The following is a 14,726-nucleotide window of genomic DNA, read 5'->3' as shown; positions in this document are numbered from 1 at the left end:
TAAGACGCATGAAGTCCTGGCTCCTGACGAAACCCCGGTTATCCGGCTTGCTCATCCTGCTCCTCGGCATACTGCTGGCCGCTGGCGGGGCCTGGCTGCTGCTGTTGGGCGGCAGCGCCTATTACCTGGTTGCCGGCATAGGCCTCTGCCTGACCGGCGGCTTGCTGATGAAGGGGCGCCGGCTGGCGCTGTGGGTGTACGGCCTCGTCTGGCTGGGCAGCGTGCTGTGGGCGTTCTGGGAGGTTGGCCCCGACGTCTGGAAGCTCGAACCCCGACTCATGCTACCGACCCTGCTGGGGCTCTATCTGCTGTTGCCCTTCATCCGTCGGCGCCTGGATGGCAACCGCAGGGTTTCAGGGGCAGGCTATGTGATCGTTCCCCTGGCCGCCGCGGTCCTGGTCGGCGGTCTGTTCTTCGCCCATCCCTATCCGCCAGACCAGCCTCTGGCAGGCGTCGCGCCAGGTAGTCAGGTGACTACCAATGCCTCGGGTGTCGCCGAGGGTGACTGGAATTTCTATGGGCGCACCGCCGAAGGCGAGCGCTGGTCGCCGCTGGCGCAGATCACGCCTGACAATGTCAGCCAGTTGCAGGAAGCCTGGACCTACCGCACGGGCGATCTGCCCAGGGGCGACGAAAACAAGCACGGCTACGAATTCAACTTCGAGGCCACGCCGATCAAGGTTGGCGACACCCTCTACTTCTGCACCCCGCACCGGGAAGTCATCGCCCTCGATCCGGACACCGGCGAGCAGCGCTGGCGCTTCGATCCGCGCGCCGATACCTCGAACAATGCCTACCTGGCCTGCCGTGGCGTGGCCTACTACAAGGCCCCCGAAGGAACGGCGACGGCCTGTCCGGAGCGCATCATCTCGTCGGTGGGCGATGCCCGCATCATGGCCCTCAATGCCCGTACCGGGGAGCTGTGCCAGGACTTCGGCAAAGGCGGTTATGTCTCGCTGCGGCAGTATCTGGGCGAGGTACCCAAGGGCTTTCACTTCGTGACCTCGCCACCGCTGGTGATCCACGACCGCGTGGTGCTCGGGGGCTGGATCTATGACGGCCAGAAGACCAACGAGCCATCAGGCGCCGTGCGGGCCTTCAACCCCATCAATGGCGAGATCGTCTGGGCCTGGGATATCGGCCATCCGGACGATCCGGTGGTCCACCCGGCGCCAGACCAGACCTTCACCCGGGGCACGCCCAACGCCTGGGGCGTCTATACCGCCGATGTAGCGCGCGGGATCATCTACCTGCCCACCGGCAATGCGGTGCCCGACTACTACGGCGCCGAGCGCAGACCTTTCGACGAGAAGTATTCCAGCTCCCTGGTGGCGCTGGACGTGGACACGGGTGCGCCGCGCTGGAGTTTCCAGACGCTGCACCATGACCTCTGGGACATGGACGTACCCATAGGGCCATCGCTGGTGGACCTGCCGGACGGCAAGGGCAACAGCGTCCCCGCGCTGGTGCAGACCACCAAGCGCGGCGAACTCTTCATGCTCAATCGGGTGACCGGCGAACCCATCGCCCAGGTCGAGGAAAAGCCGGCCCCCCAGGGCGGGCTGCCGGAGGAACATGTCGCGCCGACCCAACCCTATTCGACGGGCATGCCCACCTTCGCGCCGCCGGAGATCAAGGAGTCCGACACCTGGGGCGTGTCGCCCCTGGACCAGTTGCTGTGCCGGATCGAATTCCGCCAGATGAACTACAAGGGCGCCTTCACGCCCTTCGAGCTGGACAAGACGACCCTGGTGTATCCGGCGTTCGACGGCGTGATCGACTGGCATGGCGCCTCCATTGACCCGGAGCGCAAGCGCCTCTATGCCAACCTCAGCTACATCCCCTTCAAGGCCGAGGTCTATGCCCGGGCGGATGCTGAGCGCGAAGGGCTGGTGGAGCCCTGGGACGGCAAGGGCACACCGCCGCGGCCGAAGAAGTTCGCCATCAACCCGCAATACGGCACGCCCTATGTGGTCAAGGTCGATCCCTGGCTCGGCCTGCTCGGTGCGCCCTGCAAGGCGCCGCCCTGGGGACAGCTGGCGGCCGTGGACCTGAAATCCCGCACCCTGGCCTGGCAGCATGACGTGGGTACCACCCGCGACATGGGTCCTCTGGGCCTGCACATGGCGCCGCCGTTCCCCACCGGCATGTTCAATATCGGCGGCCAGATCAATACCCGCTCGGGGCTGATCTTCATGGGCGCCACGGCGGACAACTACCTGCGGGCCTTTTCCGCGGCCAGCGGCAAGGAGCTATGGAAGACGCGCCTCCCCGCGGGGGGCCAGGCGACGCCCATGACCTATACCGGGCGTGATGGCCGCCAGTATGTGGTCATCGCCGCAGGTGGTCATGGTGGTCTGGGCACCAAGGCGGGGGACTACGTCAAGGCCTACGCCTTGCCTGGGAATGCCCACTAGCGCCGCGGTCATGCAGCACCATCCCCAGGACCATGGCCACGACGAAACCCTGGACCTTGGCGATACCCAACCCCAGGCCTGCCAGCGCGGGCCCAGGGCATAGCCCGGCCAGCCCCCAGCCAAGGCCGAAGATCAGAGCGCCCAGTAGCAGGCGGCGGTCGACAGGTACGGTGGGCGGCAGGTGAAAGGCGCTGTCGAGCAAGGGCCGCGCCAGCCGGCGCTGGAGCTGGACCGCGGGCAACGCCACCAGCAGGGCGCCGCCCAGTACGAACAGCAGGCTAGGGTCCCAGCGTCCGCTGGCGAGATCGAGAAAACCCAGCACGCGGGCGGGATCAAGCATCCCCGAGAGGGCCAGGCCGCTGCCGAAGAGCAGGCCAGCCAGCAGCGCTACGACCAGTCGCAACGATTTCATCGCAGCAGTCCCAGCAGGGTGGCCGTGGCCAGGCCACAGGCCAGGAAGACGGCGGTGGCGGCCAGCGAGCGGCGGGAACCGCGGGCCACGCCGAGGATGCCATGGCCGGAGGTGCAGCCCGAGCCTAGCCGCGTCCCGAAACCGACCAGCAGCCCCGCCAGTAGCAGTTGAGGCCAGGTCGCGTCCACGGTCAGGGAGGGAGGCGCGTGCAGGCCGCTCACCAGCAGCGGTCCCAGCACCAGGCCCAGCACGAAGACCAGGCCGGTGCCGGCCTGCTGTCCGCCGAGCAGCCGGCCGAAGATCCCGCTGATGCCGGCGATCCGCCCATTGACCAGCAACAGCAGGCTGGCGGCCAGGCCCAGCAGCAGACCGCCGCCCAGGGCGGGCATATAGGAGACGAGGATCATGGTGTCTGGCTCTCGGGCTGGCAGAAGATCTGGTAGAGCGCCTGCAGCAGCTGGGCGGCCTTGTCTTCGGTGAGCCGGTAGAAGATCTGCTTGGCCTCGCGGCGGGTGGTGACCAGGCCAGCCTCACGCAGCACGCCGAGTTGTTGGGAAAGGGTCGGCTGATGAATATCCAGACGGGCTTCCAGTTCGCCGACCGCGTACTCACCTTCGGCGAGGGCGCAGGCCAGCAGCAGGCGAACCGGATGCGCCAGGGTCTTGAGCAGGGCGGCCACCTCCCGGGCGCGGGTCTGCATGTCCTGGGGGGAGAGGACCGCGCCTGGGGTGGGTCTGGTAGGTGGAGTGGTCATGAGCAAGCCCGACTTATTCAATATACAGTTTTATATAATGTATATTGTCTAGCTGGCAAGTCGGGGTCGTCGGGCGGCCCAGGCTCAGGGGTGGCGCACGGTCAGTCGATCAGCGACCGGGCGAAGTCGCGATAGCTGTGCAGCGGGCGCCCGAGCATTTGCACCAGCCGCTCACGGTCCCCAGTTTGCGGAAGCATGCCGTCGCTGACATAGCGCTCGGCCATGAGTCTCATCTCGTAGGCCATCCAGGCCGGCATGAAGGTCGCCATGTTCTGCTCGAAGCCGCGCGGATCGTCACCGGCGTAGTGGATGGGGCGGCCCAGCAGTTCGCTCCAGATCGCCGCGGCGCCTGCGCCGGTGAGGCTGTCCGGGCCGACCAGGTTGATCGTTTCGCTGGGCAGCTTGTCGATCGCCTGATCGCGGCGGATAAGTTCGAGGGCTGCGACCTCGGCGATATCCCGGGCGTCGACCATGGCCACGCCCTTGCTGCCGATGGGCATGGGATAGATCCCATGCTGCAGGATGATGTCCTTGATCATGACCTCGTTGTCGATGAAGTAGGTGGGCCGCAGGACGGTGGCACTGAAACCCATGGCGTCCAGCATCCGCTCGCCGCCGAACTTCACGGCGAAGTGCGGCACGTTGACCGCGGTGTCAGCGCCAAAGACCGAGAGATAGACGATCCGCTCGACCCCGCTTTCCCGGGCGATGTTGAGGGTGATGAGCGCCTGGGTGAATTCGTCGCCGGTCACGGCGTTGAGCAGGAAGAGGGTGGAAACGCCAGCGAAGGCGCTGCGCAGTGAATCGAGATCCAGCAGGTCGCCGCGAATGACTTCCACCGCCGCGGGGAAAACGGCGTTGGCCGGATTGCGTGTCAGCACCCGGACCTTGGCCTGGCGCTGTACCAGTTGGTGGACGAGGTGGCGGCCTACGCGGCCGGTGGCGCCAGTGACGAGGATGGTCATGTCGGTAACTCCAGGTGGGTGAGGGGTGGAGCCACCTTACGACGTCCCATCTTTCGCCAATAGCCGCTAGGATAGGGACATACCGTTCCATTATTGAGACATCCTGATGGACTTCAGCCTGCTGGCCGATTTTCAGCTCATCGCCACTCACGGCGGCATTGGCAAGGCCAGTCGTGCCAGTGGCCGACCCAAGGCCAGCCTGTCGCGGCGGCTGGCCGAATTGGAAGAGGCGCTAGGGATACGCCTGATCGAGCGCGGCGGGCGCAGCCTCGTCCTGACGCCTGCCGGGGTTGAATTGGCGGCTCGTACCCTGGGGCCGCTGCGCGAGATTCAGGAGGCGGTGGCCGCGGTGCAGGAGGGCGTGGCTGTGCCCCGCGGACGGCTGCGCATCGCGGCACCGCTGCTGTTTTCCCAGGTGGCGCTGGGCCGGCTGAGTGCGGATTTCCGGCGGCAGTACCCCGAGATCCTCATCGAGGTGGTGGCCGAGGATCGCCTGGCCGATCTGGTGGAGGAACACTTCGACCTGGCCATTCGTATCAACCCCGCGCCCGACAGCACCCTGGTGGGTCGCTGCTTCGCCCGGGACCGCCGGGTGCTGGTCGCTGCGCCGGGCCTCGAAGGCCCTCTCGCGTCTGGCGCCGAACCTGCACCTCTGCCTGCGGTGGTCATGCCCGGCCAGCGCGAGGGCGAGGTCTGGACACTGACGGAGGATGGGGAGCGCTTCCTGCCCCAGCCGGTCTTGCAGCTGACTTCGCTGCTGACCATCCGCGAGGCGGTACTGGCCGGGGCAGGTGCGGCGCTATTACCGCTTTCGCTGGTGCAACGTCAGCTGGACGAAGGCGCGCTCAGGCGCTGGGGCACCCTCGCCGGTGAGACCGAACTCTGGGTGCTGCACACCTCGCGACGACTGCAGAGCCCCAAGGTGAAGGCCTTCGTCGACTTCCTCTGCGCACGGTATCCAGACGGCACCTTTTTGCTGGACTAGCGACTGACGAGGCCTGCTCCGTGGTCCACGGAACGACGGCCTGCATATCGCCCGCGCCCCTTTGTCCGGATAATGGCGGCCAATCTGTCTTCAAACCGGAAAGCTGTGCATGGAAATCAAGGTCAATTTTCTCGACAACCTGAGGCTCGAGGCCAAGTTCGACGACTTCTCGGTGATCGCCGATCAGCCCATCCGCTACAAGGGTGACGGCTCGGCCCCGGGGCCCTTCGACTATTTCCTGGCGTCCTCGGCGCTCTGCGCGGCCTATTTCGTCAAGCTCTACTGCCAGACCCGCGACATCCCCACCGACAACATCCGCCTGGCACAGAGCAACATCGTCGACCCGGAGAATCGCTACAAGCAGACCTTCAAGATCCAGGTCGAGCTGCCGGCGGATCTCTCCGACAAGGATCGCCAGGGCATCCTCAGATCCATCGACCGCTGCACGGTGAAGAAGGCGGTGCAGGCCGGTCCCGATTTCATCATCGAGGCGGTGGAGAACCTCGACGCCGATGCCCAGGCCCTGCTGCTGCCCAGCGATACCGGCAGCGAGACCTACATTCCCGGCAAGGACCGGCCGCTGGAAGAGACCATCGCCACGCTCTCGGGCATCCTGGCCAACCTGGGCATGAAGGTGGAGATCGCCTCCTGGCGCAACATCGTGCCCAACGTCTGGTCGCTGCACCTGCGCGATGTGCAGTCGGCGCTGTGCTTCACCAACGGCAAGGGCGCGACCAAGGAAGCGGCCCTGGCCTCGGCGCTGGGCGAATTCATCGAACGCCTCAACTGCAATTTCTTCTACAACGACCAGTACTGGGGCGAGGACATCGGCAACGCGGCCTTCGTCCACCACCCCGACGAGCGCTGGTTCCAGCCGGGCCCCAAGGATGCGCTGCCCCGGGAAATCCTGGATCGCCATTGCCGCAAGATCTATGACCCGGAAGGCGAGCTGCGCGCCTCGCACCTGCACGACACCAATTCCGGCAATGTGGCACGCGGCATCTGCGCGCTGCCCTTCGTGCGCCAGTCCGACGGCGAGGTGGTGTACTTCCCCTCCAACCTGATCGAGAACCTCTACCTCAGCAACGGCATGAGCGCGGGCAACACCCTGGCCGAAGCCCAGGTGCAGTGCCTGTCGGAGATCTTCGAGCGGGCGGTGAAGCGCGAGATCCTCGAAGGCGAACTGGCGTTGCCCGACGTGCCCGAGGCGGTGCTGGCGCGCTATCCCGCCATCGTCGAGGGCATCCGCGGCCTGGAGGCCCAGGGCTTTCCGGTGCTGGTCAAGGATGCCTCCCTGGGCGGCGAATTCCCGGTGATGTGCGTGACCCTGATGAATCCGCGCACCGGTGGGGTGTTCGCTTCCTTTGGCGCCCATCCGCGCCTGGAGATCGCCCTGGAGCGCAGCCTCACCGAGCTACTTCAAGGCCGCAGCTTCGAGGGCCTCAACGACCTGCCACAGCCGACGTTCGAGAGCCAGGCGCTGATGGAGCCGAACAACTTCGTCGAGCACTTCATCGACTCCAGCGGCCTGGTCTCCTGGCGCTTTTTCAGCGCCAAGGCCGACCATGAGTTCGTCGACTGGGATTTCTCCCACGAGGGCGAAGATTCCACCGCCCAGGAGGCCGCCGCCCTGTTCGGCATCCTCGCCGAGCACGATCTGGAAGCCTACATGGCGGTGTACGAGGAACTGGGCGCGCCGGCCTGCCGCATCCTGGTGCCGGGCTATTCGGAGATCTATCCGGTCGAGGACCTGATCTGGGACAACACCAACAAGGCGTTGGCGGTGCGCGAGGACATCCTCACGCTGCACCAGCTGGACGATGCGACCCTGGAGTCGCTGCTGGAGCGCCTGGACGATACCCAGGTGGACGACTACACCCGCATCGCCACCCTGATCGGCGTGGAGTTCGACGAGAACACCGTCTGGGGCCAGCTGACCGTGCTGGAGCTCAAGCTGCTCATCCATCTGGCGCTGCAGCAATTCGAAGAGGCCAAGGAAGAGGTGGAGACCTTCCTGCAGTTCAACGACAACACCCTGGAGCGCGGCCTGTTCTACCAGGCGCTCAATGCGGTGCTGGAAGTCGAGCTGGACGACGAACTGGAACTGGCCGACTTCGAAGTCAATTTCCGCCGGATGTTCGGCGACGAGCGCCTGGACGCCGCCCTGGGTTCGGTCTCGGGCGAGGTGCGCTTCCCTGGCCTGACGCCCACCAGCCTCAAGCTGGAAGGTCTCGACAAGCACCTGCGGCTGATCGACAGCTATCGCAAGCTGCACGCGGCGCGGGCCAGGGCGGCTGGGATCGCGCTCTAACGGAAAGCCCCGCCCGGACCCGGGCGGGGCTTTCCTGGCGGTCAGCAGACCGCGATATGGGAATCCGCGCGCGGCTCGGTGCCGCCGCAGAGCACGCCGGTTTCCGGATCGCGGACGATGATCTGGCCGCGGCCGAAATCGGTGGAGTCGTGGGCGATCTCGATCTGGTGACCGCGCCGCGCCAGGCCGCTGGCCAGGGCCCGCGAAGCGGCCTGTTCGATGCCGACCTTCATGTCCCCCAGCCATTGCCAGCGCGGCGCGTCCAACGCCGCCTGGGGATTCAGGCCGAAGTCCACCAGATTCATCACCATCTGCACATGACCCTGGGGCTGCATATAGCCACCCATGACGCCGAAGGGGCCGATGGGCACGTCACCCTTGCTCAGGAAGCCCGGGATGATGGTGTGGAAGGTCTGTTTGCCCGGCGCCAGGGCGTTGGAGTGGCCGGCATCCAGGCTGAATTCCGAGCCGCGATTCTGCAGGCCGATGCCGCTGTCGGGCAGCACCACGCCGGAGCCGAAGCCGTGGTAGGCGCTCTGGATGAAGGACACCATGTTGCCCTCGCCATCGGCGGTGGCGATGTAGACGGTGCCGCTGGCCTGGGGATCGCCATGCAGCGGCGGCTGGGCCTGGTCGGTGATCTCCGCGCGGCGGCGGTCGGCGTAGGCCTCGTCCAGCAAGACGCTGGCGGCGACTCTCATGTGCTCGGGATCGGTGATGTAGTGCAGGCCGTCGGCATAGGCCTTCTTCATGGCCTCCAGCTGGCGGTGCCAGGTGAGCTGGCTGTCGCGCTGATCGAAGTCATAGCCCTTGAGGATGTTCAGGGTCATGAGGGCGATCAGGCCCTGGCCACTCGGCGGAATCTCCCACACCTGGTAGCCGCGGTAGTCGACCTTGATCGGCTCCACCCAGCGCGGCTGGTAGCCGGCCAGGTCCGCTGCGCTCAGCTGGCCGCCGCTGGCCGCGGCATGGTCCGCCAGGCGCTTGGCGATGGCGCCCCGGTAGAAGCTCTCGCAGCGGGTCTGTGCCAGTTCCTCCAGGGTGCGGGCCTGGGCGGGGTTGCGAAACAGCTGGCCGGCGACCGGTGCCTGGCCGTCGATGAGGAAGGTGTCGAACCAGGCTTCCAGCTCGGGCGATTGGTCCCGGCTGGCCTGGTACTCGGCCTGGGCGATGCGCCACTGGTGGGCGACCACCGGCGATACCGGGAAGCCGTCGCGGGCCAGGGCGATGGCGGGTTCGAACAGGGTGGCGAAGGGCAGCTTGCCGAAGCGACGCGACAGCTCTGCCCAGGCCGCGGGGCAGCCCGGCACCGTGACCGGCAGCCAGCCGTGCACCGGCATGCGCTCGTGGCCGGCGGCCTTGACCGTGGCGATGTCGAGGCTGGCCGGGGCATGGCCGCTGGCGTCCAGGCCGTGCAGCTGGTCCTTGACCCAGACCAGGGCGAAGGCATCGCCGCCAATGGCGTTGCCGGTAGGTTCCACCACGGTCAGGGCCGCGGCGGTGGCGATGGCCGCGTCGATGGCGTTGCCGCCCTGGCGCAGCATGGTGATGCCGGCTTCGGCGGCCAGCGGTTGGGAGGTGGCGACCATGCCATTGCGCGCGAAGACGCTCTGGCGTTGCGAGGCGTAGGGGTAGTCGTGGGCAGAGAAATTCAGCATGGCAGGCTCTTCGGGGTCATTGTCCGGTCTTGATGCGGGTCCACTCGCGGGTCATCAGCCGCTGGATCTGCGGCGGCAGATCGGCGGAGACGTAGAGGCGCTCGGCGATGGCCTCGCTCGGGTAGATGCCCGGGTTGTCGCGCACCTTGGCATCGAGCAGGGCGGTGGCGTCGCGGTTGGGGTTGGCGTAGCCGACATAGTCGCTGACCGGGGCGATCACCTCGGGGCGCAGCAGGTAGTCGATCAGCGCCAGGGCGCCCTTGGGGTTCCTGGCGTCCTTGGGGATGGCGAGCATGTCGAACCAGAGATTGGCACCTTCCTTGGGGATCACGTAGCGCACGTCGCTGGTCTTGCCGGCTTCCCTGGCGCGGCTCTGGGCCTGCATGACGTCGCCCGAATAGCCCATGGCCACGCAGACGTCGCCGTTGGCCAGGTCGGTGATGTACTTGCTGGAGCTGAAATAGGTCACCGACGGCTTGAGCTGCTGCAGCAGCGCGGAGGCCTTGCGGTAGTCCTCGGGCTTCTGGCTGTTGGGGTCCAGGCCCAGGTAGTGCAGGGTCTGGGCGAAGACCTTTTGCGGCGCATCGAGCAGGGCCACGCCGCAGCCCTTGAGCTTGGCCAGGTTCTCCGGCTTGAACAGCAGGTCCCAGGAATCCACCGGGGCGCCATCGCCCAGGGCGGCGCGGACCTTGGCGGCGTTGTAGCCAATGCCCACGGTGCCCCAGAGGTAGGGCACGGCGTAGCGATTGCCGGGATCGGCCGCTTCCAGGCGTTGCATGAGCCTTGGATCCAAATGCTGCCAGTTAGGCAGCCGGCTGCGATCCAGCGGCTGGTAGGCGCCCGCCTTGATCTGCTTGGTGAGGAACTGGTTGGACGGCACCACCAGGTCATAGCCGGAGTGGCCGGACAGCAGCTTGGCTTCGAGCATCTCGTTGGTGTCGAAGACGTCGTAGCGCACCTGGACGCCGCTGGCCTCGGTGAACTGCTTGAGGGTGTCCGGACCTATGTAGTCCGACCAGTTGTAGAAGCGCACTTCGGACTCGGCGGCCTGAGCCAGGGGCGTCAGGCAGAGGGCGAGGGCGGCCAGCAGCGGACGAACAGTCATGAAGGTCTCCGGTCTAGAGCACGCGGCTGAGGAATTCGCGGGTGCGTGGATGGGTGGGATTGCCGAACACCTGGGCCGGCGGGCCTTCTTCGATCAGCTCGCCCTGGTGCAACACCACCACGCGGTCGGCCACCTCGCGGGCGAAACCCATCTCGTGGGTCACTACCACCATGGTCATGCCGTCTTCGGCCAGCTCCTTCATCACCTGCAGCACCTCGCCAACGGTTTCCGGGTCGAGGGCGCTGGTGGGTTCGTCGAACAGCATGGCCTGGGGTTTCATCGCCAGGGCGCGGGCGATGGCGACACGCTGCTGCTGGCCGCCGGAGAGTTGCGCCGGATAGTGATCGGCCTTGTCGGACAGGCGTACCCGGGCGAGCAGGGCGCGCGCCTGCTCCACGGCGGCGGCGCGCGCCACGCCCAGCACCTGGATGGGCGCCTCGATGATGTTTTCCAGCACCGTCATGTGCGGGAAGAGGTTGAACCTCTGGAACACCATGCCGATGTCGCGGCGGCGGCGGGCGATGTTGCGCTCCGAATCCCGCACCCGACGGCCGTCGGGACGTTCGCGAAAGCCCATCAGCTCGCCGTTGACGCGGATGGTGCCGCCCTGGATCTCTTCCAGCTGATTGAGGCAGCGGATGAAGGTGGTCTTGCCCGAGCCGGAGGCGCCGATCAGCACTACCACCTCGCCACGGCGCACCTCCAGGGTCACGCCCTTGAGGATGTCCAGCTCGCCGAAGGCCTTGTGTACCTCCAGCGCCTGGATCACGGGTTCTTGCGTGGTCGTCATGGCTAGCGTCCCCGTAGCTTGAAGCCCTGCAGGCTGAACAGCCGGCCGGTGGCGGTGGGTCGTTGACCGTCGGCCTTGCCGAAGCGCCGCTCCAGCCAGGACTGGAAGAGCCCCCACAGGGTCGTGAGGACCAGGAAGTAGATGGCGACCACCAGGTACAGCTCGAAGACGCGGAAGGTCGCCGAGGTGATCATCTGGGTGCTGAGCAGCAGCTCCTGCACCCCGATGACGCTGACCAAGGTGGTGTTCTTGAGCATCACGTTGAACTCGTTGCCGAGCGGCGGAATGATCACCCGCAGCGCCTGGGGCAGCACGATGCGGCGCATCAGCTTGGCTGGCGTCATGCCCAGGGAGCGGGCCGCCTCGTACTGGCCGCGATCCACCGCGCCGATGCCGGCGCGGATGATCTCGGCCATGTAGGCGCCCTCGTTGAGACCCAGGGCGATGATGGCGGCCTGGATGTTGCCCGGGATCACCAGGAAGCCCAGGTCCAGGTCTTCGAAGCGAAAGATGCCGCCGGCAGCCAGGGCCGTGTAAAGGAAGACGATCTGCACCAGCAGCGGCGTGCCGCGCATCAGCCACACATAGCCGCGCACCGGGTATTGCAGCGCTCGGTAGCGCGACAGCCGTGCCAGTGCCGCCAGCAGGCCCAGCGCGCAGCCCAGCAGCATGGCGCCGATGGCGATGACGCAGGTCAGCCAGAGGCCGTAGAGGTAGACGTCGCTCGGGTGCAACAGGTACTGCCAGAACACATCCCAGCTGAAGTTCATCGTGGCCATCCTTTAATCGAGCTTGTCGCCTTCCAGGTGCCACTTCGCCATGAGCGCGGCGTAGCTGCCGTCGGCCCTCATGTCGGCGAGAATCTGGGTGAGGGCCGCGCTGAGCTGGCTGTCGTCCTTGCGCACGCCGACGCCGGTGAGGATGCGGGCAAAGGCCGGCACGCCGGTCTCGAACTGGCCGGGCGCCACGCCCTGGTAATAGGCGGCGGTTTCCACGGTGGTGCCGTAGGCGTCGGTCTGGCCCAGGCGCAGGGCCTGGAAGGCGTCGGTGTCGCTGTTGTAGGCCACCAGCTTCATGGGCGCCTTGCCGGCCTTCTTCAGCTCTTCGTTGTGGGCGTCGAGCAGGGTGCGGATGGTGGAGCCATTGAGCACCGCCACCTTCTTGCCGGCGAGGTCGTCCAGGGTGTGGATGCCGGCCTTGTTGCCGCTGGGCACCACCACTGCCTGGCTGGAATACATGTAGTTGACGATGTCGATCACCTGGCGGCGCTCGGGCTTGTCGAACAGCTGGTCGATGAGCACATCGCACTGACCGGCGAGCAGTGCGGGGATCAGCCCCGAGAAGGGCACCACGCGCCAGTCGACCTTCTTGTCGCCGAGGCGCTTGGCGATCTCGGCGCCAAGGTCGACGGTCAGGCCCTTGGGCTTCTGGGCTTCGTCGAAGAAGCCGATCGGCGGGGTATCGAGGGCGCCGCAATAGGTGATCTTGGACGCCTTGGCCAGGCGGTCGGGGATCTGGGGTGCGGCCTGGGTGAAGCCGGCGACGAGGGTCAGGGCGAGCAGACTGCAGGAAAGCCGGTGGCGGGTCATGGTCTTCTCCGGAAGGACGGGGGTGGGCAGGGCGGATGGCTCAACGCGGGGGCTCAGGTCGGGTCTGGTCGCCCGATCGTTCGATAAAGGTCAGCAGATCGGGCACCGTGCCCTCGATGTGCTCGCGCAGTACCCGTTCGGCCTCGACGGCGTCTCCGGCGCGCAGGGCGGCAAGGATGGGCGCGTGTTCGTCACGCGCCGACTGGGGGCGGTCGGCGTGCAGCCAGAGCTGCATGTGCGGCTCGATCAGGGCATAGAGGCCGTTGATCTGGCGCAGCAGCCGCGGCCGGCCAGCGAGGCTGCACAGGTATTCATGGAAGGCGCGGTGCTGGGCGACCCAGGCGCCGGGTTCCTGCTCGTCGTCCAGGTCTTCCAGCAAACGTTCCAGGCGGGTCATCTCGCGCGGCCCGACGTGAGGCGTGGCCAGGCGGATCGCCAGCCCTTCCAGGGCGCCACGCATCTCGAACACCTCGCGCATGTCGTCCAGGTCCAGCCCGCTGACCACCGCGCCGCGGTGTGGCCGGAGGATCACCAGGCCCTCGGCGGCCAGGCGCTGGAAGGCGCTGCGCACCGGCATGCGACTCATGCCCAGGGTGGTGGCGATGTCCTCGGCGATCAGGCGCTCGCCGTTGCGATAGCGCCCGGCGCAGATGGCCTGCAGCAGGTGGCGATAGGCCTCTTCTTCGGCGCTCAGGGCGGCGGAGCGGGACAGGGCGGAGAGCGGCATGGCTGGCTTCCTGGATTTTTGTATCCAATCTGCCAGAGCAAGGGCCATGCCAGGGAGGGCAAGGCGCGCCAGTGCTGGGTTGGGAGCCTGAGCGCCTGGTGGCCGCCGTTACCTTTTGCACCGCTCTGGGTCGCCGCTGGGGCCCTTTGCTACCCGAGGACCCGAAACGGGGCGGCCGCTGGCGTCAGTCCAGCAACTGGCCATCGGCGGCGAAGAAGGGGTAGGGCCCCGGGTAGTTGCCCAGCGGCAGATGGTGGGTCACCAGGGCCTCGTCCGCCCAGCGATGCAGCAGCAGCCCTGGCGGCTCCAGGCGGAAGCGCGACGGCGCCGCCTCGCGCAGATCCAGCTCGACCTGGTGCGAAACGCCTGGGCAAACGCAGGCCAGGGTGCCGCCGAAGCGGCGCTGGATCAGCCGGTGCAGATGCCCGCAAAGCAGCCGCTCCACCTGGGGATGACGGCGGATGACGGCTTCCAGCTCGGCGCTGCCGTCCAGGCCGATGCGATCCATATGGCCGATGCCGACCGGGAAGGGCGGGTGGTGCAGGAGCACCAGGGTCGGCTGCGCGGGCGCCTGGCTGAGCTGGTCGTCGAGCCAGGCCAGCTGAGAGGCATCGAGACGACCGCCGTGCTCGCCGGGAATATGGGTATCCAGGCCGATCAGCCGCAGCGGGCCGCAATCCTGCTGCCAGTCCAGGGGGCCCAGGGTCGGTAGATAACGGTGGTCGGCGAAGGCGGCGCGCAGGGCGGCGCGGTCGTCGTGGTTGCCGGGGATGACGAAGAAGGGCATGACCAGTTCGGCCAGTACTTCACGCAGGGTGGCGTATTCCTCGGGGGTGCCGAAGTCCACCAGGTCGCCGGTGATGACCAGGGCATCCGGGCGCGGCTGCAGGGCGTTGAGGTGGCTCACCGCGATGCGCAGCGCGCCGAGGGTATCGACCACGCCGTAGGACAGCCGACCGCCGGCCTTGATGTGCAGGTCGCTGAGCTGGGCCAGGAGGAAGGGTTCGTGCATG

14 protein-coding genes are annotated in these 14,726 nt (G+C 66.9%); 3 read left to right on the top strand and 11 right to left on the bottom strand.

Translation table 11 applies throughout. The features are described from left to right. The first annotated feature begins 8 nt into the window (after positions 1–8). On the top strand, positions 9–2,417 hold the full coding sequence (locus tag PJ259_RS05860) for a membrane-bound PQQ-dependent dehydrogenase, glucose/quinate/shikimate family (RefSeq protein ID WP_271655089.1): 2,409 nt from the start codon (positions 9–11) through the stop codon (positions 2,415–2,417). Here the strand turns inward: PJ259_RS05860 and PJ259_RS05855 are convergent. The 4 genes from PJ259_RS05855 to PJ259_RS05840 all read right to left on the bottom strand — a co-directional run bounded on the left by PJ259_RS05855 (position 2,383) and on the right by PJ259_RS05840 (position 4,548). Next, positions 2,383–2,829, bottom strand: a complete 447-nt coding sequence (locus PJ259_RS05855; protein WP_271655088.1) for a YeeE/YedE family protein — start codon at positions 2,827–2,829, stop codon at positions 2,383–2,385. The genes PJ259_RS05860 and PJ259_RS05855 overlap by 35 nt on opposite strands. Then, the gene (locus tag PJ259_RS05850; protein WP_271655087.1) at positions 2,826–3,236 is read right to left on the bottom strand and encodes a YeeE/YedE family protein; all 411 of its coding nucleotides are present in this window, start codon (positions 3,234–3,236) and stop codon (positions 2,826–2,828) included. Before PJ259_RS05850 ends, PJ259_RS05855 begins: the two co-directional genes overlap by 4 nt. Then, entirely contained in the window at positions 3,233–3,583 is a 351-nt protein-coding gene (bigR, locus tag PJ259_RS05845; RefSeq protein WP_423815125.1) for a sulfite-sensing transcriptional repressor BigR, read from the bottom strand. Before bigR ends, PJ259_RS05850 begins: the two co-directional genes overlap by 4 nt. Before the next feature lie 101 nt (positions 3,584–3,684). Further along, a complete protein-coding gene (locus PJ259_RS05840) occupies positions 3,685–4,548 on the bottom strand; it encodes an SDR family oxidoreductase (protein ID WP_271655086.1) in 864 nt (287 codons plus the stop codon). A 106-nt stretch (positions 4,549–4,654) separates the two neighbouring features. Here PJ259_RS05840 and PJ259_RS05835 point away from each other — a divergent pair, with 106 nt between their 5' ends. Together PJ259_RS05835 and PJ259_RS05830 are read left to right on the top strand one after the other, a co-directional pair. Then, positions 4,655–5,533, top strand: a complete 879-nt coding sequence (locus PJ259_RS05835; RefSeq protein ID WP_271655085.1) for a LysR family transcriptional regulator — start codon at positions 4,655–4,657, stop codon at positions 5,531–5,533. 109 nt (positions 5,534–5,642) lie between these two features. Continuing rightward, the gene (locus PJ259_RS05830) at positions 5,643–7,844 is read left to right on the top strand and encodes an OsmC domain/YcaO domain-containing protein (RefSeq protein ID WP_271655084.1); all 2,202 of its coding nucleotides are present in this window, start codon (positions 5,643–5,645) and stop codon (positions 7,842–7,844) included. A 41-nt stretch (positions 7,845–7,885) separates the two neighbouring features. Here the strand turns inward: PJ259_RS05830 and PJ259_RS05825 are convergent, their stop codons facing one another. The 7 genes from PJ259_RS05825 to PJ259_RS05795 all read right to left on the bottom strand — a co-directional run bounded on the left by PJ259_RS05825 (position 7,886) and on the right by PJ259_RS05795 (position 14,725). After that, positions 7,886–9,502, bottom strand: a complete 1,617-nt coding sequence (locus PJ259_RS05825; protein ID WP_271655083.1) for a gamma-glutamyltransferase family protein — start codon at positions 9,500–9,502, stop codon at positions 7,886–7,888. A 16-nt stretch (positions 9,503–9,518) separates the two neighbouring features. After that, positions 9,519–10,607, bottom strand: a complete 1,089-nt coding sequence (locus tag PJ259_RS05820) for a polyamine ABC transporter substrate-binding protein (RefSeq protein ID WP_271655082.1) — start codon at positions 10,605–10,607, stop codon at positions 9,519–9,521. 13 nt (positions 10,608–10,620) lie between these two features. After that, the gene (locus tag PJ259_RS05815) at positions 10,621–11,397 is read right to left on the bottom strand and encodes an amino acid ABC transporter ATP-binding protein (protein WP_271655081.1); all 777 of its coding nucleotides are present in this window, start codon (positions 11,395–11,397) and stop codon (positions 10,621–10,623) included. A 2-nt stretch (positions 11,398–11,399) separates the two neighbouring features. After that, on the bottom strand, positions 11,400–12,167 hold the full coding sequence (locus PJ259_RS05810) for an amino acid ABC transporter permease (RefSeq protein ID WP_059315130.1): 768 nt from the start codon (positions 12,165–12,167) through the stop codon (positions 11,400–11,402). A 12-nt stretch (positions 12,168–12,179) separates the two neighbouring features. Further along, a complete protein-coding gene (locus PJ259_RS05805) occupies positions 12,180–12,986 on the bottom strand; it encodes an ABC transporter substrate-binding protein (RefSeq protein WP_271655080.1) in 807 nt (268 codons plus the stop codon). Positions 12,987–13,026: 40 nt separating this feature from the next. Beyond that, positions 13,027–13,713, bottom strand: coding sequence for a GntR family transcriptional regulator (locus PJ259_RS05800; protein ID WP_059315128.1), 687 nt, complete (start codon positions 13,711–13,713; stop codon positions 13,027–13,029). Between the two features lie 184 nt (positions 13,714–13,897). Then, positions 13,898–14,725 carry a phosphodiesterase gene (locus PJ259_RS05795; protein WP_271655079.1) on the bottom strand — a complete coding sequence of 276 codons (828 nt, stop codon included), beginning with the start codon at positions 14,723–14,725 and terminating at the stop codon, positions 13,898–13,900. Between the last annotated feature and the right edge of the window lies 1 nt (position 14,726).

The organism is Pseudomonas sp. JBR1, from assembly GCF_028198185.1.
Classification (GTDB): domain Bacteria; phylum Pseudomonadota; class Gammaproteobacteria; order Pseudomonadales; family Pseudomonadaceae; genus Chryseomonas; species Chryseomonas oryzihabitans_E.
This window is presented reverse-complemented; position numbering and strand designations above follow the sequence as displayed.